Below are 20,366 nucleotides of genomic sequence, written 5' to 3' on the forward strand. Positions count from 1 at the left end.
GCTGCACACCTACAATCACCACCGCGGACACACCGCGCTCAAGGGCCAACCACCCGCCAGCCGCGTCCCCAACCTCACAGGGCAATACACCTAGGTCAGCGCCTTCCGCGCCACCGCCGCGCCCTGGGCCACCGCCTCCCCGGCCACGGCGACATCCGCCTCCCCGGCCACGCTGACGCCCGCCGCCCCGTCCGGGTGCTGCTCGAACTGCGTGCGGTACAGCTCCGCGTACCGGCCGGCCGCCGCCAGGAGTTCCTCGTGCGTGCCACGCTCGACGATCCGTCCGGCCTCGACCACCAGGATCAGGTCCGCGGCCCGCACGGTGGACAGCCGGTGCGCGATGACCACCGCGGTGCGGTCGGCCAGCGCCTCGGCGAGGGCCTCCTGCACCGCCGCCTCCGAGGTGTTGTCCAGGTGCGCGGTCGCCTCGTCGAGGATCACCACCCGCTGCCGGGCGAGCAGCAGCCGGGCGATGGTCATCCGCTGCCGTTCACCGCCGGACAGCCGGTAGCCCCGCTCGCCGACGACGGTGTCCAGGCCGTCCGGCAGGGAGTGGACGAGGTCGTCGAGGCGGGAGCGGCGCAGGGCGTCCCACAGTTCCCCGTCGGTCGCCGAGGGGCGGGCCAGCAGCAGGTTGGCGCGCACGGAGTCGTGAAAGAGGTGGCCGTCCTGGGTGACCATGCCGAGGGTCGCCCGCAGGGAGGCCGCGCTCAGGTCGCGCACGTCGACGCCGCCGATGCGCACGGCGCCCTCGTCGACGTCGTAGAGCCGGGGCAGCAGTTGCGCGATCGTCGACTTGCCGGCGCCGGAGGAGCCCACGAGGGCGACCGTCTGCCCGGGTTCGGCGCGGAAGGACAGGCCGTGCAGGACCTCGGCTCCGCTGCGGCCGTCCAGGCTCGCCACCTCCTCCAGGGAGGCCAGTGAGACCTTGTCGGCGGACGGGTAGCCGAAGCGGACGTCGTCGAACTCGACCGCCACCGGGCCGTCCGGCACCGTGCGGGCGTCCGGCCGCTCCTCGATGAGCGGCTTCAGGTCGAGCACCTCGAAGACCCGCTCGAAGCTCACCAGGGCGCTCATCACCTCCACGCGCGCTCCGGCGAGCGCGGTCAGCGGCGCGTACAGCCGGGTCAGCAGCAGCGCCAGGGACACCACGGCGCCCGGCTCCAGGGTGCCGCGCAGCGCGAACCAGCCGCCGAGGCCGTAGACGAGGGCCAGCGCCAGGGAGGACACCAGGGTGAGCGCGGTGATGAACGCCGACTGGGCGGTGGCCGTGCGGATGCCGATGTCCCGCACCCTGCGGGCGCGGGCGGCGAACTCCGCCGACTCCTCCTCGGGACGGCCGAAGAGCTTGACCAGGGTGGCGCCGGGGGCGGAGAAACGCTCGGTCATCCGGGTGCCCATCGCCGCGTTGAGGGTGGCCGCCTCCCGCTGCATCCGCGCCATCCGGCTGCCCATCCGCCGGGCCGGCACCACGAACACCGGCAGCAGCACCAGCGCGAGCAGGGTGATCTGCCAGGACAGGGTGAGCATGACGGCGAGGGTGAGCAGCAGCGTGACCACGTTGCTCACCACGCCGGACAGGGTGTTGCTGAACGCGCGCTGGGCGCCGATGACGTCGTTGTTGAGCCGGGAGACGAGCGCTCCCGTACGAGTGCGTGTGAAGAACGCGACCGGCATGCGCTGCACGTGATCGAAGACAGCCGTCCGCAGATCGAGGATGAGCCCCTCCCCGAGCGTCGCCGACAGGCGTCTGCCGAGGATGCCGAGCGCGGCCTCCGCCACCGCGATCAGCGCGATGAGCAGCGCCAGGCGTACGACCGTACCGCGGTCGCCCCCCGACACGATCGCGTCGACGACGCGGCCGGCGAGCACGGGGGTCGCCACGGCGAGCAGCGCGGTCACCACCCCGAGGAGGACGAAGTGGGCGATCCGGCGGCGGTGCGGGCGGGCGAACGCGCCGATACGGCGCAGCGTCGCGCGGGCGAGGGGGCGACGTTCCTGCTGGGCGGTCATGACGCTGTGCAGCTGCGTCCATGCGGTGGTTTCCATGCTCATGGGAGAGAACCTAGGACCTCAAGCTTCGTTGAGGTCAATGTGTGTGCCGCGAAGGACCACCCGATGCCCCCGCTTTCCCATCCGCTGTCCGCCGGTAAACCGCCGTCCGCGCCCCCGCCACCCGCCGTTGGCGCGACCCGGAGAACCTCTGCGGACGTGACAGCGCTCCAGCTCCCCGAACTCCCGCCGGGACGCGCGCCCCGGCGCCTCCCCGTCCGCCAGGTCCTGTGCCTGGTCCCGCTCCTGCTCGTGCTGCTGGTCGCGGTGCGGCACCGCTCCGTCCTCGCCGAGGGCTTCGTCCACCTGAGGAGCGCCGAGTGGCCGTGGCTGCTGGCCGCGGCCGGTGCCACCTGCCTGACCTGGGTCGCCGCCGCGTTCACCCGGCAGGGCGCCGTCGTCGAACGGCTGCCCAGACGTCGGCTGCTCGCCACCCAGTTCGCCGCGGGAGCCGCCAACCACCTGCTGCCCACCGGCCTGGGCGCGAGCGCGGTGAACCTGCGCTTCCTGGCGGTGTGCGGGGTGCCGCTCGCCCGCTCCTCCGCCGCGCTGGCCCTGTACCTGCTCGCGGAGACCATCGGCCGGCTGACCCTGCTGGCCGTCCTGTTCGCGGTCTTCCCGGACGCGTTGCGGCTCGGCTCGCTGCTGCCGACGGGCGCGAGGGGTCCGCTGCTGCTCACCGCGGGCGCGGTCCTGCCGGCCGTGTCCGGCGCGCTGGTCTGCGTACGGCGGCTGCGCGGGGCGGTGTCCGGGTTCCTGCGCACCGCGCTGGGCGAGGCCCGCTCGGTGCACGCCCGGCCGGCCCGCGCGCTGGCCCTGTGGGGCGGCTCGTTCGCCTTTCCGGCGTTGCAGGCGGCCGGACTGGCCCTGGTGGGGCGGGCGTTGGGGCTGCCGGTACCGCCCGCGCACATGGCGCTGGCGTACCTGGCGGCGACGGTGGCCGTCGCGCTGGTACCCACGCCGGGCGGCCTCGGCTCGGTCGATGCCGCCCTGGTCGTGGCCCTGGTGGCCGCGGGCGGACCGGCCGCGCTCGCCACGGCGGTCGTCCTGGCCTTCCGCCTCATCACCGTCTGGCTGCCGCTGCTGCCGGGGGCCCTGACACTCGGGGCACTGGTGCGACTGAAAGTCATTTGACCGACTCATCCGGCTGGTCCGACTCATCCGGAATGGCGGGTTTCGCCCTCTGGTGGCCTTGTCCCGTTTCCCCACAATGGGGCGCAGGGGCAGGGCAGTTCACGAGGGGGGCGGCATGGAACCGGAGGGCACGGAACTGTCGGAGGCGATAGCGGCGGTGCGCGCGGGGCTCGTCGCCGCGCGGAGCACGGGCGCAGGCAGCGACGTCAGGTTCGTCCCGGACGAGGTGGTGCTCGACTTCACCGTCGAGTTGCGCCGCAGCAGGAAGCGCGGGGGCGCGGTGAAGGCCTACGTGCTGTCCGGCGAGGCCGGGGGCGAGTCGGCGGGCACCGTCGCCCAGCACGTCACCATCCGGTTCCGGGTGACGGACGAGGCGGGGCGGGAACTGCCGGTGGCCGATCGCCTGCCCCCCGGCCGGCCGGGGCGGCCTGGCGGGGGTGAGGCCGCGGAGGACGCGGCCCGTGGGCGGAACGAGGCCTAGGGGGACGTCGTGACGTTCGACGCGACCTGCGTCGTGGAGGTCTGGAGCGAGACGGGTGAGGGCGGGGGGTCCTACGGTTCGGGGTACGAGATCGCCGCGGGGCTGGTGCTCACCGCGGGGCACGTCCTGGCGGACTACGACAGAGGCGGTGTGCCGTCCTCGGTCGCGGTCCGATACATCTGGGGGGCCGCCGACTGGGTCACGGCTCGCGTGATCTGGTACGACGACGACCTGGACACCGCGTTGCTGGCCGTGGCCGGAGACCTCCCGCCGAGCGGCCCGGTCCGCTTCGGGGAACTCACCGGCGCCGATCCGCAACACCCCGTCCGGTGCGGGATGCTGGGCTTCCCCCAGGTGCAGGCGACACCGCGCGGCCGGGACCCGATGGGCGTGGCCGGGACCGTCGACGCCTCCACCCTGAAGTTCAGCCGCCGGTACCAGATCGACCTGATGTCGCTGGAACGCCCCCAGGACTGGAGAGGTATGTCCGGCGCGGCCGTGTTCTGCGGACCGCTCCTCATCGCCGTCGTGCGCAGCGTTCCGGACGGCTTCCACGCCTCGCGGGTCAACGCCGTACCGGTCTGCCTGCTGCTGCGGGACCCGTGTTTCCGGGATGCGCTGCGCACCGCCGCAGGGACGGTGCCCGAACTCGAGTCGGTCGAGCTCGCAGCGCTGGTGGAGGCCCCGCCGTGTCCCGCGCCGCACTCTCTCACGAGGGCGAACGACAACGCGCCGTCGGTCTCCTACCTCCTCCACCCGCGTACCCGCACGGTGCCGTTCCGGGGGCGTGAGGCAGCCCGCGAACGGCTCACCGGCTGGGCCACTTCGGACTACGCCGTCGACGTCATGATGGTCACGGGCCCGATGGGCGCCGGAAAGACGCGGCTCGCGGTCGAGCTCGGGCGGCACTTGGACGACAGGTGGGTGACGGCGTTCCTGCGGACCGAACCCCCGGACGCCTCGCCGGCACCGGCCCTGCACCCGCTCACCACCAGCGCCCGCCGTCTCCTGCTCGTCGTCGACTACGCGGAGACGCGCCCATCCTGGCTGAAGCTGGTCCTGGAGGAACTGGCGGGCTACCGCCGCCGGGTCCGGGTCCGGGTCCTCCTGCTCTCCCGGAACGGGGCCGTTTGGCGGGAGGAGGTGGTCGGTCGGTGCCGCGACAGAGGTCTCCTGTCGAACGAGGACAACGTGCTCGCCCTCGGGGAACTGGAGCCGGGCGGCGCCGAGCCGGAGGGCGGTCTCCTGAGGGAGGCGACCCACGCCTTTGCGAAACGCCTGTACGGCCGCAGCGCGTTCGACGGCCTGACCGACCCGTCCCTGGATGCGTTGCCGCCCGCCGGGGACCGGAACCCGTTCTCCCTCGGTCTGACGGCGTGCGCGGCCGCGATCAGCGCGTTCGAGAGAAGCGACGAGCAGCGTGCGACCCGGCCGTACGAAGTGGTCCTGGACCGTGAGGCCCGCTACTGGATGCGTGGCGCGCAGGTGTTCGGGCTGCCGGGCACTCCCGAGACCCGCCGGCTCGTCCGGTCGCTCGTCGTCACGCAGGCGCTGGTCGGCGGTCAGGACGTCCGGGAGGCCGCGGCCGCGGTCGCGGCGGGGCGGCAGGCGCACTACCGGTACTGGGGGACGGACCAGGCGGACCCCGAGCGGCTGAGCCTGCTGCACCATCTGCTGAAGAGCCTGTACCCCTCCCACGACGCCGAGTGGGGCCGCCTCGGCCCCCACGCGCTGTCAGCCCATCTGATCGGAACCGCCGAAGACAAGGACGGGGGCCTGACCCAGTCGGTCCTCACCGCCACGGAGCTGAGCCTCCATCAGCGCAGGCACGGTCTGGAGACGCTGCTGCTGGGCGCCTCCCGCCGACCCGATCTGGCCGATGTCGCGAGGGACGCAGTGGCGAGCGCACCTCACGTTCTGGGCTTCGCCGCCGCGTTGGCGGCCCGCGCGGCCGAAGATCCGTTCGCGTGGCTGGGGGAGGTCCGGGACGCGATTCGCGAGGCGGGGCCGTCCCTGTCGCCGGAGGAGCGGGCCACTTCGCGGCAGGTGGCGGACCATCTGGACGACCTGCTGTGGAACTGGCCACCGCCGGACGAACCGGAGCCGCCGGATGTCTCGGATGGCCCCGGCGGCCCGGACGACTCGCTCTCGCCCGGAGGGAGGCCGGCCGGCCCGGACCCAGGCGGTGCTTTGCCGCCCGCTGCTCGTCAGGAACTCGACGAGTTCGAGGACGACGCCCTCGACGGCTCTTGGCCCGACCCCGACCCCGAGCCCCGCCTCGACCCCGATCCCACCAGGCCGAAGGACGACCCCGGGCTCCACGACCTGGGCGGTTTCTGAGCCCGCACGCGGGGGCCGGCGCAGGGAGTCACGGCGGCACGGGAGTAGCGTGCTCCCCCCACCCGACGAAAGGGACTCCCCCATGCCGGTGCGCATCGAGCGTCAGGGCCCTGTCACCACGGTCGTCCTCTCCCGGCCCGGCGCCCGTAACGCCGTGGACGGACCGACCGCCGCCGCACTCGCCGACGCCTTCAGGGCGTTCGAGGCCGACGCCGAGGCCCGGGTGGCGGTGCTGTGGGGCGAGGGGGGCACGTTCTGCGCGGGGGCGGACCTGAAGGCGATCGGGACCGAGCGGGGCAACCGGGTCGCGGAGGACGGGGACGGACCGATGGGGCCGACGCGGATGCGGCTGTCGAAGCCGGTGATCGCGGCGGTGGCGGGGCACGCCGTGGCCGGGGGGCTGGAGCTGGCGCTCTGGTGCGATCTGCGGGTCGCGGAGGAGGACGCCGTGTTCGGCGTGTTCTGCCGCCGCTGGGGCGTGCCCCTGATCGACGGCGGCACGGTACGGCTGCCCCGCCTGATCGGCACGAGCCGCGCCCTGGACATGATCCTCACCGGACGGCCGGTCCCGGCCCGCGAGGCCCACGAGATGGGACTGGCCAACCGCGTCGTGCCCACCGGGCGCGCCCGCGCCGAGGCCGAGGAACTGGCCGCCGCCATCGCCCGGTTCCCGCAGGACTGCCTGCGCTCCGACCGCGCCTCGGTGCTGGAGCAGGAGGGCCGGGACGAGTCCGGGGCGCTGCAGGGCGAGCTGCGCCACGGCAGGGGCGTACTGGACCGGAGCCTGGAGGGGGCCGCCCGGTTCGCCGCGGGGGCGGGGCGGCACGGCTCGTTCACCGACCACTGAGACCAGGCGGCCGGCCCGCGCGCCGTCCTCAGCCGGCCGTGACCCGCACCGGCCCGCCCCCGGGATCGACCCGGTGGGTCCAGTGCGCGGACAGCGTGAGGTCCGGGGCCCAGGCGCGGTGCCGGGCGTTTGGGAGCAGGGCCGGGCGGGCCCGGTGCAGGAGGCGGCCGTCCTGGGTGACGAGCAGCACCGGACGGGTCGGCGGGAGGGCACCGCGCAGCACGTACCCGCCGTGACGGTCGCCGGGGGCGACCCGGTGCGGGGCGATCCAGCGCAGGGGTCCCTCCGCCACCAGCGGGACGGAGTCCGGCCAGCGGCCGTCGGCGAGCCAGGCGCGCACGGCGCCGGCCGCGTGCGCGCCCTCGCGGGCCGCCGTCGCCGCGCTCTCCGCGGGGTGCAGCACGCTGCCCACGGCGAACACCCCGGGGCGCGAGGTGCGCAGGCCCCCGTCGACGGCGGGGCCGCCGGTGCCGGGGTCGGGCAACAGGGTCCCGGTGCGGGCGAGTTCGTGGTCGGGCACGAAGTCACCGGTGAACACGACGGTGTCGCAGGGCAGGACGGCGGTACGGCCGTCCCGGTGGCGCACCCGGACGCCGGACAGCCGTCCGTGGCCGAGGAGTTCGGCGACCGTGCCGCCGGTCAGCAGCGGGATGCGGTGGCGCAGCCGGGCGTCCAGGGCGCGGGCCGGTGACGTGGCGGCGCGGGGCAGCTCGGTGACCATGGCCACGACGTCGGCTCCCGAGGCGCGTACGGTGTCGGCGGCCGCGTACGAGACGTCCTCGGCGCCGACCACCACCGCCCGGGTGCCGACACGCTGCCCGTACAGGTGTACGGCCTGCTGGAGTTCCCCGGTCGTGTACACCCCGGCGGGGCGGGTGCCGGGCACCAGGCGGGCCGCGCGGGGGCGTTCCCGGGCGCCGGTGGCCAGCACGACCGCCCCGGCCTCGACCGTCTCCGGGCCGCCCGGCCCGGCGGTCGTCAGCGTCAGCGGTCCCGCCCAGTCGAGGGCGGCCACCCCGGTGCGTACGACCGCCCCGGCCCGCACCGCGGCCCGGATGAGCAGGCGCGCGTACGCCGGGCCGGTCAGCGGGTGCAGCCAGGTGCCGAAGCCGCCGTGCGCGCAGCTCCGCGGCGCTCCCCCGGCCCGCTGGTCCCGGTCCAGCACCTCCACGCGGCCCGCGCCGGACGCGGCCAGGCGGGCGGCGGCGGCGAGTCCGGCGGGGCCGGCGCCGACGACCAGGACCTCGACGCGCCGAACGCCGTTCATCTCTCCGCCTCTTCGCTCATACCGCCCATACCGCCCATACCGCTCACACCCGAGTCTCCCGTCAGCCGCTCGAACAGGGCCCGTACCGCCGCTCCGCAGTACGCCCCCTGGCAGCGGCCGGCCCGGGCCCGGGTGCGGCGGCGCAGTCCGTCGAGGCCGCGCGGCGGGATCGTACTGGCGAGCGCGTCGCGGATCTCGCCGCGGGAGACGCGCTCGCAGTGGCAGACGAGCACGCCGTACTCCGGGTCGGCGGCGACGCGTTCGGCCCGTTGGCAGGGGCGCGGGACGGACGCCCCGAGGTTCGGCATCCGTACCGGCTCCAGGTCCCGGGCCGGGCCGGGGTCGAGTCCGGCCCCGGTCAGCAGCCCGGCGACGTGCGCGGCGATGGCGAGGGAGGCGGTCAGGCCGGTGGAGCGGATGCCGCCGACGGTGACGTACGCCTGGCCGGGACGCGCGGCGATGCGGTAGTCGTCGTGCTCGGTGGCGGCGCGCAGCCCGGCGTAGACGGCGGTGACCTCCTCCTGGACAAGCGCGGGCAGGATGCGCCGGCCCTGGTCGCGCAACGCGGCCAGGCCCTCCGCGGTCGAGCCGGTGGCCCGCCTGTCGTCGAGGTCCTCGGCGGTGGGGCCGAGCAGCACGTTGCCGTGGACGGTGGGGGCGACCAGGACGCCCTTGCCGAGGGCGGTGGGGACGGGCAGCAGGATGTGCCGGACCAACGGCCGGGCCAGCCGGTCGAACACGATGAGCTGGCCGCGGCGCGGGGTGACGGTGAAGTCGCGGTGGCCGAGCTCCGCGTCGAGCGTGTCGGCGTGGAGTCCGGCCGCGTTGACGAGGAAACGGGCACGCAGGGTGCCCCGGACGGTGGCGAGCAGGTGCACCCCGTCCCGGCGCCGCGCGCGCTGCACACGGCAGCCGAGGTGCAGGTGCACTCCGTTGCGGACCGCCTGGGTGGCGTAGGCCAGGGTCGTCGTCCACGGGCAGACGATCGCCTCGCCGGGCACGTGCAGGGCGCCGAGCGCGCCGGGGCCGAGGTGCGGCTCGCGGGCGTACAGCTCCTCGGGTCCGAGGAGGCGGGTGTCGCGGCGGTGGTTGCGCGCGGCCTTCTCCGCGAGGCGGGGCAGCGCCGCGAGCTGGTCCGCGGTCCAGGCGACGAGCAGTGCGCCGACCGGTTCGACGGGGATGCCGGACTCGGCGGCGTAGGCGGCGAGCAGCCGGGAGCCCTCGCGGACCAGGCGGGCCTCCAGGGAACCGGGTACCGCGTCGAACCCGGTGTGCAGGATTGCGGTGTTGGCCTTGGAGGTGCCCTCGCCGACGTCGCCGCGGGCCTCGACGAGGGCGACGCGCAGGCCCGGGTGGCGGGCCAGTTCGCGGGCGATCGCGCAGCCGACGACCCCGGCTCCGACGACGGCGACGTCGTACGGGGTGGCGGGCAGCGCTCCCCGGGTGGTGACCGTCATGGCCCGAGCAGGGCGGCCACGGCCGTGCGGAAGGCGCCGCGGCGCTCGGCGGCCTCGCCGGGGGTGACGCGGGGCTCGTACACGGCGGCCGGTTTCCCCTCCGGCAGGGCGGCCTCGACGCTCAGGCCGGGGTCGGCGCCGAGCCGGGCGAGCGTGGCGGCGCCGAGGGCGGTCGCGTCGGGCAGCGCGGACACCTCGACCGGCCGTTGCAGCAGGTCGGCCTGGGTCTGCAGGAGCAGCGCCGAGCGGGTCAGCCCGCCGTCGACGCGCAGGAGGTCCAGCGGGGAGCCGAGGTCGGCGGCCGCCGCGTCGGCGAGTTCGGCGACCTGGGCGGCCAGTCCCTCGCACAGCGCCCGCACCAGATGCCCCGGGGTGGTGTCCAGGCCCAGCCCGGTCAGGGAGCCGCGCGCGTCGCCGCGCCACCAGGGGGCGGCGAGCCCGGCCAGCGCCGGGACGAAGGTGACGCCGCCGCTGTCGGGCACGGCACCACCGACCGGGTCGAGGTCCGCGGCGCCGGTGATGACACCGAGGTCGGTGAGCCAGCGCACCGCGGAGGCGGCGGTGAGGACCTGCCCGTCCAGGCAGTAGCTGGTGTGTCCGGCGAGCCGCCAGGCGACACAGCTGACCAGGCCCGAAGTGCCGCGCCGGGGCGCGTCGCCGGTGTGCGCGAGCAGGAACGCGCCGGTGCCGTAGGTGCACTTGGCACCGCCCGGCCGGGTGACGCGCTGGGCGAGCAGGGCGGCCTGCTGGTCGACGGCGAGGCCGGTGAGCGGGATCGGCGGCCCGAACGCCGTGGTGGTGCCGACGGGTGCGGCGCAGTCGACGATCTCGGGCAGCCGCTCCGCGGACAGCCCGTGGATCTCCAGGGCCCGCGGCGACCACGCGGTGCGGTCGAGGTCGAGCAGTTGGGTACGGCCGGCCGTGGCGGCGTCGGTGACGAAGGCGCCGGTGAGCCGGTGGACCAGCCAGGTGTCGGAGGTGGTGACCACGCCGTCGCGGGTGAGGTGCCGGCGGATCCAGGCCATCTTGGGCGCCGCGAAGTAGGGATCGAGGGGCAGGCCGGTCAGCGCCCGTAACTCCTCGTCGTGGGCGGCGAGTCGGGTGCACAGGCTCTCGGCGCGCCGATCCTGCCAGACGAGGGCGTCGGTCAGCGGGCGGCCGGTGTCCGGGTCCCAGGCGAGCACCGTCTCGCCCTGGTTGGCCAGTCCCGTCGCCACGACGGGCTCGCCCGCCTCGTCCAGCGCGCGGCGCCCGGCGTCGAGCACCGAGGCGTACAGCTCGGCGGGGTCCACCTCCACCAGGCCGCCGGGCAGATGGCGGGGCCGTACGGCGGCGAAACCGGCGCCGAGGACGCCGCGTTCGGGGCAGACGACGAGGGCCTTGGTGCCGGACGTGCCCTGGTCCACGGCGAGCACCGGACCCGTCATGCCACCCCCTTCGCCGATCACTGCGCGACAGCCTGCCGTCGCCCGCGGCAGCCCGTCAAGCGGCCCTTTTCCGCTACCAACTCTTCGATTCCGTAACGGAGTTCACCTCCGCCGCTCAACACGGACGAGATGCGGAACGCACGCCTCTATAGTGACCGCCGACCGGCACCTGCTCCGCGACCGCCGCCCTGGGGAGGGCTGTTGTTACTCCACCCTGCCGTCCTGACCCGACCGAGGACCGGAGCGGACGGCTGATGGCCAGGGACGGAGCGCGCCCCGTCTACGACCCCGCCGGCCACGACGCGGACCTGCGCACGGCCCTGCAGGATCTGCGGACCGGGCGCTGGATGGCGATGCGGGACCTGCTCGCGCGGACCACCGCCTGGGGGCAGTGGACGCAGCGCACCCAGGTCCTGGCGGCGGCGGCCGCGGGCACGGACGTGGTGCGTGCCTGGCGGGCGGAGGAGCCGGAGAGCGTGCCGGCCGCGGTGATGCACGCCCGGGTCGCGGTGGAGCGGGCGCTGCGGGCGCGGCGGGAGGGTCACCGCCGTACCCACGAGTTGTGGATCGAGGCCTGGGACGCCGGCCACACGGCCACCCGGATCGCCGCCCAGGACCCGGTGCCGTGGGTGTGCCTGCTGGCGCTGGCCCAGTTGGACCGCGAGGTGCGCTGGGAGGAGCACCGGGTGACGCCGCCGGAGCCGGCGCTGCCTCCGGGGCCGTGGGGGCTGCTCGCCGAGGCGGAGAAGCGGGACCCGCACAACCGTGAGGCCCACCACCGGATGCTGCAGTTCCTCTACGTGCGCGCGTCCTCCGGCCGGCTGGCGGAGGCGGCCGGTTACGCCCAGTGGGCCGCCTCGTCCGCGCCGCCCGGCGCGGCGTCGCACATGCTGCCGCTGTACGTGCGGGTCGAGCGCTACCGGCGGGGCGCCGGGCCCGGTGCCGCGCTGGACCTGCACTGGGTGGCGGAGGACGCCACCCGCGAGGCCGGCCATGCGCTGGACGCCTGGTTCGCGCACACGGCCCCCGCCGAGCGCTCCCCGCAGGACCTCAACCACCTGGCCCACGCCCTGTGGGGTGCCCTGCGGTTCCGGGACGCGGCCCGGGTGTTCGACGCCCTCGGCCCGTACTGGACGCCCCTGCCGTGGGCCTACCGCACCCCTGATCCGAGCGACCGGGCGCGGGCGGTGGATGTCTTCCGCCAGGCCCGGGCCCGCTGCCGGGCGGCCGCGGACGAGCACGACCGCCACGGCGACCCCTAGACGCCCGCCATGTCCCCCGTCCCGGAGGTTTCCGCATGTCCCGCATGTTCCGCATGTCCCGCATGTCCCGCACCTCTGAACCGTCCCCGCCGCCCGGGCTGCCGCAGCACGACGAGGAGCAGCGGCTGCGCGAGCTGGGCTACCGCCCGGTGCTGGCGCGCCGCATGGGCGGCTTCGGCAACTTCGCGATCAGCTTCTCGGTGATCTCGGTCCTGTCCGGCTGCATGACCCTGTACGGCTTCGGCCTGGGCACCGGCGGCCCCGCCGTGATGCTGTGGGGCTGGGTGGGCGTCGGCCTGTTCGTGCTGTGCGTCGGGCTCGCGCTGGCGGAGGTCACCAGCGCGTACCCGACGTCCGGCGCCCTGTACTACATGGCCGACCGGCTCGGCGGCCGCCGCTGGGGCTGGTACACGGGCTGGCTGAACCTGCTCGGCCTGCTGGGCGCGATCGCCGGCATCGACTACGGCGCCGCCCTGTTCACCGGCGCGTTCGCCAACCTCCGCTGGGGCTTCGTACCCACGCCCGGGAGGACGATGCTGATCTTCGTCTCGATCCTGCTGCTGCACGCCGTGCTGAACCTGTTCGGCGTGCGGCTGGTCAGCGTGCTCAACTCGGTCTCGGTGTGGTGGCACCTGGCCGGCGTGGCGCTGATCGTGGGCGCGCTGGCGATCGTGCCGGACCACCACCGTTCGCCCGCCTTCGTGTTCACCGGGTTCGTCAACGACACGGGCTGGGCCAGCCCCCTGTACGTGGCGGCGATCGGCCTGCTGCTCGCGCAGTACACCTTCTCCGGCTACGACGCCTCCGCCCATCTGTCCGAGGAGACCTCCCACGCCTCGGTGTCCGCGGCGCGCGGCATCGTCCGCTCCATCTGGGTGTCGTGGATCGCGGGTTTCGTGCTGCTGGCGGGCCTGACCTTCGCCATCCAGGACTACGACGCCACCCGGAACAGCGCGACGGGGGTGCCGCCCGCCCAGATCCTGCTCGACGGCCTGGGCACGGACGGCGCGAGCGTGCTGCTCCTGGTCGTGATCGTCGCCCAGTTGTTCTGCGGCAACGCCGAGGTGGCCGCCGCCAGCCGCATGGTGTTCGCGTTCAGCCGGGACAGGGCCCTGCCGGGCTCGGCGCTCTGGCGGCGGGTCAGCGGCCGTACCCAGACCCCGGTCGCCGCGGTGTGGCTGTCGGTGACCGTCGCCGGTGTGCTGGCGCTGCCGTCGCTGTACTCGGCGACGGCGTACGGCGCGGTCACCGCCATCAACGTCATCGGCATCACCCCCGCGTACGCCATCCCGGTGCTGCTGCGGCTGCGCGCGGGCGACCGCTTCCGGCCCGGACCGTGGCACCTGGGCCGGTGGAGCAGGCCGGTCGGCTGGACCGCGGTGGCATGGGTGGCGTTGGTCACCGTGCTGTTCTGCCTGCCGCAGTCCTCGCCGGTGACCGTCGACACGATGAACTACGCGTCCGTCGCCCTCGCCGTCGTACTGGTCCTCGCCAGTGTGTGGTGGTACGTCGCCCGCCGTTCGTACGGAACGCCCGCCGCGGCCGCCTACGGCAGCGACCGGGACCAGGCCGAACTGGCCGAGGGAATCGTCTGACCGGCCCTCACCCCGTGCCGGTCCCGGTACGAACTGCCGTGCCGGATACGGCAGGATGAACGATCGCGCCGGCCGTCGGCCCTCCTCGCGGGGGCCTGGCGGCCACGCGTTCGCACATCCCGCAATCGAGCAGGTGACAACGTGACGCAATCTCACATCCGGCCGTCGGCGGCCCCGTGCGCCGCAGATCGTCCCACCGGAGGTGACCGGTGAACCGCACGCTGACCCTGGACGACCTCATCCTGGCCGGCATCGCCCTGGCCGCGGGTCTGGTGGCGGCGTTCCTGTCGCGCGCCGTGCTGCGCTGGCTCGGCAAGCACGCCAAGCGCACCCGGTGGAGCGGCGACGACGTCATCGTGGACGCGCTGCGCACGGTGGTGCCGTGGGCGGCGATCGCGGGCGGCGCGGCGTCCGCCGCCGCCGTGCTGCCGCTGACGCGGACGGTCCAGCACCACACCAACCAGATCCTCACCGTGCTGCTCATCTTCGTGGTGACGCTCTCGGCGGCCCGCGTGGTCGCCGGCCTGGTGCGGACGGTCACCGTGTCCCGCTCCGGCGTCGCCGGGTCGGCCACGATCTTCGTCAACATCACCCGGATCCTGGTCCTGGCGATCGGATTCCTGGTGGTCCTGCAGACCCTGGGCATCTCCATCGCGCCGCTGCTCACCGCCCTGGGCGTGGGCGGTCTGGCGGTCGCGCTCGCCCTTCAGGACACCCTCGCGAACCTCTTCGCGGGTGTCCACATCCTCGCCTCCAAGACCGTCCAGCCCGGCGACTACATCCGGCTGAGCACGGGCGAGGAGGGCTACGTCGAGGACATCAACTGGCGCCAGACGACGGTCCGCCAGCTCTCCAACAACCTGGTGGTCATCCCCAACGGGCAGCTGGCCAAGACGAACATGACCAACTTCACCCGGCCCGAGCAGCAGCTGACGGTCCTGGTGCAGGTGGGGGTCGGCTACGAGAGCGACCTGGAGCAGGTGGAGCGGGTGACCACGGAGGTGGTCGCCGAGGTGATGACCGAGATCACCGGTGCCGTGCCCGAGCACGAGCCGGCCGTCCGGTTCCACACCTTCGGCGACTCCCGCATCGGCTTCACGGTCATCCTGGGCGTCGGCGAGTTCAGCGACCAGTACCGGATCAAGCACGAGTTCATCAAGCGCCTGCACCGGCGCTACCGCGAGGAGGGCATCCGCATCCCGGCTCCCACGCGGACGGTGGCGCTGCAGCAGGGCGCGGCCCAGGCCGTCATCCCGCAGCAGCGCAGCGGCGAGGACGCGGCGACGGGGTCGCCCGTCGTCGGCTGACGCGTCGGGGCCGGTGCGCCCGTGCGCCCGGGAGGCCTGGGACGCCCGGTGCGCCGGGCAGGCCCGGTGCGCCCGACAGGCCCGGGTGCGCCCGGTGCGGTGCCGGCGGCCCCGGCCACCGCGCCGGGGCCGCCGGCCGCAGCACGGCGCGGCTCGGGCCGCGACTGCGACTGCGACTGCGACTGCGACTGCGACCGACGGTCCCCGCGCGACGAGGGGTCGGGGCGTCCTGGTGGCGGCCGTTTCCGCCGGCGTGCGGGGCGGCGCGGGTGATCCACCGGGGGCCCCGGGGCCGGGTCCGGCGCGGACCCCTGTCGAGCCGGGGTCGGTCACGAGATATCTTGATGTCGAGCAATGTTGCAGACGTGGAGCGGAGCACCCGGTGACTGACTCGACCATCATCTACACACACACTGACGAGGCCCCGGCCCTGGCGACGTATTCCTTCCTGCCGGTGGTCCAGGCGTACGCCTCGCAGGCCGGTGTCGCCGTCGAGACCCGTGACATCTCGCTGGCCGGGCGCATCATCGCGCTGTTCCCGGAGTACCTGAACGAGGACCAGCGGATCCCCGACGCGCTGTCCGAGCTGGGCGAGCTCGCCAAGACGCCCGAGGCCAACATCATCAAGCTGCCGAACATCTCGGCCTCGATCCCGCAGCTGAAGGCCGCGATCGCCGAGCTGCAGGGCCAGGGCTACGCGCTGCCGGGCTACCCGGACGACCCGAAGAGCGACGAGGAGCGCGAGATCCGCGCCCGCTACGACAAGGTCAAGGGCTCCGCGGTGAACCCGGTCCTGCGTGAGGGCAACTCCGACCGCCGCGCCCCCGCGTCGGTCAAGAACTACGCCAAGACCCACCCGCACCGCATGGGCGCGTGGACCACCGAGTCCAAGACCAATGTGGCGACCATGGGCCAGAACGACTTCCGCTCCACCGAGAAGTCCGTCGTCATCGCCGAGGACGGCGCCCTGCGCATCGAGCTGGTCGGCGACGACGGCTCCACCACCGTCCTGCGCGAGTCCGTGCCCGTCCGCGCGGGCGAGGTCGTCGACGCCTCCGTCATGCGCGTCGCCGCGCTGCGCGAGTTCCTCACCGAGCAGGTCGCCCGCGCCAAGCAGGAGGGCGTGCTCTTCTCCGTGCACCTGAAGGCCACGATGATGAAGGTCTCCGACCCGATCGTCTTCGGCCACGTGGTGCGCGCCTTCTTCCCGAAGACCTTCGCGCAGTACGGCGAGGTGCTCGCCAAGGCCGGCCTCACCCCGAACGACGGCCTGGGCGGCATCTACAAGGGCCTGGAGAACCTGCCCGAGGGCGCCGCGATCAAGGCCTCCTTCGACGCCGAGCTGGCCGAGGGCCCGGAGCTGGCCATGGTCGACTCCGACAAGGGCATCACCAACCTGCACGTCCCCTCCGACGTGATCGTCGACGCCTCCATGCCGGCCATGATCCGCACCTCCGGCCACATGTGGGGCCCGGACGGCCAGGAGCACGACACCCTCGCGGTGCTGCCGGACTCCAGCTACGCGGGCGTCTACCAGGCCGTGATCGACGACTGCCGCGCCCACGGCGCCTACGACCCGTCCACCATGGGCTCGGTCCCGAACGTCGGCCTCATGGCGCAGAAGGCCGAGGAGTACGGCAGCCACGACAAGACCTTCGAGATCCCGGTCACCGGCACGGTCCGCCTGGTCGACCAGGCCGGCGACGCCGTGATCGAGCAGACCGTCTCGGCCGGCGACATCTTCCGCGCCTGCCAGACCAAGGACGACCCGATCCGCGACTGGGTCAAGCTCGCCGTCACCCGCGCCCGCGCCACCGGCGACCCGGCGGTCTTCTGGCTGGACGAGACCCGCGCCCACGACGCCAACCTGATCGCCAAGGTCCACGCGTACCTGCCGGAGCACGACACCGAGGGCCTGGACATCCGCGTCCTGTCCCCGGTGGAGGCCACCAAGCTGTCCGTGGAGCGCATCCGCCGCGGCGAGAACACCATCTCCGTCACCGGCAATGTGCTGCGCGACTACCTGACCGACCTGTTCCCGATCCTGGAGCTGGGCACCAGCGCCAAGATGCTGTCGGTCGTCCCGCTGATGGCGGGCGGCGGCCTGTTCGAGACGGGCGCCGGCGGCTCCGCGCCGAAGCACGTCCAGCAGCTGGTCAAGGAGAACTACCTGCGCTGGGACTCCCTGGGCGAGTTCTTCGCCCTGGTGCCGTCCTTCGAGCAGTACGCCGAGGCCACCGGCAACAGCCGCGCCAAGGTCCTCGCCGACACCCTCGACAAGGCCACGGCGACCTTCCTCAACGAGGACAAGTCCCCGACCCGTCGCGTCGGCGGCATCGACAACCGCGGCAGCCACTTCTACCTGTCCCTGTACTGGGCGCAGGAGCTGGCCGCGCAGACCGACGACGCCGACCTGGCCAAGGCGTTCGCCCCGCTCGCCGAGACCCTCGCCGCCAACGAGCAGCGGATCGTCGACGAGCTGATCGCCGTCCAGGGCGAGCCGGCCGACATCGGCGGCTACTACCAGCCCGACCCGGCCAAGGCCGCCGCGGTCATGCGCCCCTCGGCCACCTGGAACGAGGCGCTGGCGTCCCTGAGCTGACGCACCCCGCCCACCGGGCCCGACGGCCCGAGCGGCACGCCTCCGCCCCGACCGGCACCTCGCCGGCCGGGGCGGAGCTGTTCGGTGACGGCGGTGTGTCGCGGTGGGTACCGCTGGAAGCGGGGCGCGGGGCCCGTCCTTGTCAGTGGTGTGCGTCAAGATCAAGGCGCCATGGAAACGAGATCCCCGTGGAGACACGGGGAGTGACAGGAGCAGCCCCGTGTCCGGTGCCACACCGTCCTTCGCCCTGCTGCGCGGTGCCGCCGAGTCGCCGGTCGTCCTGCACGTTCCGCACTCGGCGCGGGAGATCCCCGCCGCGGTGCGCGCCGGCATCGCGCTGGACGACGGGGCGCTGGCGCGGGAGCTCGACCACATCACCGACGCGCACACCGCCGAACTCGCCGAAGCCGCCGCGGACCTGTCCGCCGTGACCCCCTGGCGGTTCGTGAACCGGCTGTCGCGGCTGGTCGTCGACCCGGAGCGGTTCCCCGACGAGCGGGAGGAGATGCTCGCGGCCGGCATGGGCGCGGTGTACACACGGACCACGCACGGCGCCGTCCTGCGCCCCGGCGACACCGACGTCGAGCCGCTGGTGGAGCGCTACTTCCGCCCGTACGCGCGGGCGATGACGCAGGCGGTGGCCGGCCGGCTGGCCGCCACCGGGCGCGCCGTCGTGATCGACGTCCACTCCTACCCCACGGCCGCCCTGCCCTACGAGCTGCACGGTGCGGGTCCCCGGCCGCCGATCTGCCTGGGCACCGACACCTTCCACACGCCGCCCGGGCTGACGGAGCTGGCCCGCAAGGCCTTCGCGCGGTGCGGGGAGACGGGGCTGGACAGCCCGTTCGCCGGTGCCTACGTCCCGCTGGAATTCCACGGCGGCGACGCCCGGGTCGGCGCGCTGATGGTGGAGATCCGGCGGGACATGTACATGACGGAGCCGGGCGGTCCGGCGGGACCGGGGCTGTCCCGGCTGGCGGCGGCACTGGCCGAGCTGGTCGACGGCGTCTGAGGCCGCCTTCCGGCTGGAGCACTCCGGCGCGACAACCGGACCGGGCGAGGGGAGGGTGACTCTATGACGCAGGAGATCACTGCCCCGGCCGACCGGGCGGAACCGCCCCCCGTGAGGGACTGGCCCGCGCTGGACCTGGAGGGCACGGAGTTCGATCCGGTCCTCGCCGGCCTGATGCGCGAGGGCCCGATCACCCGCATCCGCCTGCCGCACGGCGAGGGCTGGGCGTGGCTCGCCACCCGCTACGACGACGTCAAGCTGATCACGAACGACCCGCGGTTCAGCCGGGCCGAGGTCACCGGGCGTCAGGTGACCCGGCTCGCCCCGCACTTCGCGCCGCGTCCGGGTTCGCTCGCCTGGGCCGACCAGCCCGACCACAACCGGCTGCGCAAGCCGGTCTCCGCGGCTTTCACGGTCGGCGCGATGAAGCGGCTGCGGCCCCGGGCACAGGAGATGCTCGACGGGCTGGTCGACGGGATCCTGCGGGTCGGGCCGCCGGCGGATCTGGTCGAGCGGGTGCTCGAACCGTTCCCGCTGGCGGTGGTCAGCGAGTTGATGGGCGTTCCGGCCGCCGAGCGGGAGCGGGTCCACACCTGGACCCGGCAGATCATCTCCATGTGCGGCGGGGCCGAGGCCGCCGACCACGCCAAGCAGGGCATGTACGCGTGGATCGCCGACACCATCCGCGCCCGCCGCGACAGCCGCGCCGAGGACGTCCTGTCCCTGCTCGGCGCCGCCGTGGGCCGGGGCGACATCAGCCTGGAGGAGGCCGTCGGGCTCGCCGGACCGCTGCAGATCGGCGGGGAGGCCGTCACCCACAACTGCGGCCAGATGCTGTACCTGCTGCTGACCCGGCCGGAGCTGATGGCGCGGATGCGGGAGCGGCCCGGGGCCCGCGGACCGGTGCTGGACGAGCTGCTGCGCCACATCCCGCACCGCAGCACCGTGGGCCTGGCCCGGGTGGCGCTGGAGGACGTGGAGCTGCACGGGGTGCGCATCGGCGCCGGCGACCCGGTCTACGTCTCCTACCTGGCCGCCAACCGCGACCCGGACGTCTTCCCGGACCCGGACCGCATCGACCCCGACCGCGACCCCAACCCGCACCTGTCCTTCGGCAACGGGCCGCACTACTGCACGGGCGCCGTGCTCGCCCGGCTGCAGACCGAACTGCTGGTCGACACCCTGCTCGACCGGCTGCCGGGGCTGCGGCTCGCGGTGCCCCCGGCCCAGGTCGCCTGGCGCCGGAGGACGATGATCCGCGGTCCGCGGACGCTGCCGGTCACCTGGTAGGGCGGCCGGGCGCGCACGGCGGCGCCGGACTCAGGCGTTCGCCGCGGCCGCGTCGGCCAGGCCCGACGGCCGCTCCTGCCGCCCGACGGCCGGCAGCCGCGCCGGCGCCCACGGGCCGGGCCCGAACGCGGCGAGCGGCAGGAACATCCAGGCGTACAGGGCGGCCGGCTCACCGTTGTTCTCGAGCGGCGGCAGGCCCGCCTGCTGGTGCGCGCGAAGTAGGCGGGCATCGCGGAACTCGCCGCCGCGATCCACGGCCGGCCGAGCGGCCGCGGGTGAGCGAGTGCCGGGCG

General features: G+C 74.4%; 15 protein-coding genes. 10 read left to right on the forward strand and 5 right to left on the reverse strand.

What is annotated here, in order from left to right:
• Positions 1-90: 90 nt before the first annotated feature.
• Positions 91-2,049 (reverse strand): ABC transporter ATP-binding protein, encoded by a 1,959-nt coding sequence (locus ACF1A5_RS32270; RefSeq protein WP_392196455.1) that lies wholly within the window; start codon positions 2,047-2,049, stop codon positions 91-93.
• A 162-nt stretch (positions 2,050-2,211) separates the two neighbouring features.
• On the opposite strand from ACF1A5_RS32270, the gene ACF1A5_RS32275 reads away from it, so the two are divergent.
• The 4 genes from ACF1A5_RS32275 (at position 2,212) to ACF1A5_RS32290 (ending at position 6,854) form a co-directional block, all read left to right on the forward strand.
• Positions 2,212-3,186, forward strand: a complete 975-nt coding sequence (locus tag ACF1A5_RS32275) for a YbhN family protein (RefSeq protein ID WP_392196419.1) — start codon at positions 2,212-2,214, stop codon at positions 3,184-3,186.
• A 115-nt stretch (positions 3,187-3,301) separates the two neighbouring features.
• Positions 3,302-3,667 (forward strand): trypco2 family protein, encoded by a 366-nt coding sequence (locus ACF1A5_RS32280; protein WP_392196420.1) that lies wholly within the window; start codon positions 3,302-3,304, stop codon positions 3,665-3,667.
• 9 nt (positions 3,668-3,676) lie between these two features.
• A complete protein-coding gene (locus ACF1A5_RS32285; protein ID WP_392196421.1) occupies positions 3,677-6,007 on the forward strand; it encodes a trypsin-like peptidase domain-containing protein in 2,331 nt (776 codons plus the stop codon).
• Positions 6,008-6,089: 82 nt separating this feature from the next.
• Positions 6,090-6,854 carry a crotonase/enoyl-CoA hydratase family protein gene (locus tag ACF1A5_RS32290; protein WP_392196422.1) on the forward strand — a complete coding sequence of 255 codons (765 nt, stop codon included), beginning with the start codon at positions 6,090-6,092 and terminating at the stop codon, positions 6,852-6,854.
• Between the two features lie 28 nt (positions 6,855-6,882).
• Here the strand turns inward: ACF1A5_RS32290 and ACF1A5_RS32295 are convergent, their stop codons facing one another.
• Genes ACF1A5_RS32295 through ACF1A5_RS32305 form a run of 3 tightly spaced genes read right to left on the reverse strand, consistent with a single transcriptional unit; the run spans position 6,883 to position 11,005 of the window.
• A complete protein-coding gene (locus ACF1A5_RS32295; RefSeq protein WP_392196423.1) occupies positions 6,883-8,121 on the reverse strand; it encodes an NAD(P)/FAD-dependent oxidoreductase in 1,239 nt (412 codons plus the stop codon).
• Complete coding sequence (locus ACF1A5_RS32300; RefSeq protein WP_392196424.1) at positions 8,118-9,578, reverse strand: FAD-dependent oxidoreductase; 1,461 nt, start codon at positions 9,576-9,578, stop codon at positions 8,118-8,120. Before ACF1A5_RS32300 ends, ACF1A5_RS32295 begins: the two co-directional genes overlap by 4 nt.
• Complete coding sequence (locus ACF1A5_RS32305; protein WP_392196425.1) at positions 9,575-11,005, reverse strand: FGGY family carbohydrate kinase; 1,431 nt, start codon at positions 11,003-11,005, stop codon at positions 9,575-9,577. Before ACF1A5_RS32305 ends, ACF1A5_RS32300 begins: the two co-directional genes overlap by 4 nt.
• A gap of 254 nt (positions 11,006-11,259) precedes the next feature.
• Here ACF1A5_RS32305 and ACF1A5_RS32310 point away from each other — a divergent pair, with 254 nt between their 5' ends.
• The 6 genes from ACF1A5_RS32310 (at position 11,260) to ACF1A5_RS32335 (ending at position 20,073) form a co-directional block, all read left to right on the forward strand.
• A complete protein-coding gene (locus ACF1A5_RS32310; protein ID WP_392196426.1) occupies positions 11,260-12,267 on the forward strand; it encodes a hypothetical protein in 1,008 nt (335 codons plus the stop codon).
• A 62-nt stretch (positions 12,268-12,329) separates the two neighbouring features.
• Positions 12,330-13,862 carry an amino acid permease gene (locus ACF1A5_RS32315; protein WP_392196456.1) on the forward strand — a complete coding sequence of 511 codons (1,533 nt, stop codon included), beginning with the start codon at positions 12,330-12,332 and terminating at the stop codon, positions 13,860-13,862.
• A 209-nt stretch (positions 13,863-14,071) separates the two neighbouring features.
• Positions 14,072-15,169, forward strand: a complete 1,098-nt coding sequence (locus tag ACF1A5_RS32320) for a mechanosensitive ion channel family protein (protein ID WP_392196427.1) — start codon at positions 14,072-14,074, stop codon at positions 15,167-15,169.
• A 382-nt stretch (positions 15,170-15,551) separates the two neighbouring features.
• On the forward strand, positions 15,552-17,771 hold the full coding sequence (locus ACF1A5_RS32325; RefSeq protein ID WP_392196428.1) for an NADP-dependent isocitrate dehydrogenase: 2,220 nt from the start codon (positions 15,552-15,554) through the stop codon (positions 17,769-17,771).
• A 220-nt stretch (positions 17,772-17,991) separates the two neighbouring features.
• Complete coding sequence (locus ACF1A5_RS32330; protein WP_392196429.1) at positions 17,992-18,783, forward strand: N-formylglutamate amidohydrolase; 792 nt, start codon at positions 17,992-17,994, stop codon at positions 18,781-18,783.
• 63 nt (positions 18,784-18,846) lie between these two features.
• Positions 18,847-20,073, forward strand: a complete 1,227-nt coding sequence (locus ACF1A5_RS32335) for a cytochrome P450 (RefSeq protein WP_392196430.1) — start codon at positions 18,847-18,849, stop codon at positions 20,071-20,073.
• Positions 20,074-20,103: 30 nt separating this feature from the next.
• Here ACF1A5_RS32335 and ACF1A5_RS32340 read toward each other — a convergent pair whose 3' ends face one another.
• On the reverse strand, positions 20,104-20,328 hold the full coding sequence (locus ACF1A5_RS32340) for a hypothetical protein (RefSeq protein WP_392196431.1): 225 nt from the start codon (positions 20,326-20,328) through the stop codon (positions 20,104-20,106).
• Positions 20,329-20,366 lie beyond the last annotated feature (38 nt).

The sequence above is a fragment of the Streptomyces sp. NPDC014864 genome, from assembly GCF_043081525.1.
In the GTDB taxonomy this organism is placed as follows: Bacteria; Actinomycetota; Actinomycetes; order Streptomycetales; family Streptomycetaceae; genus Streptomyces.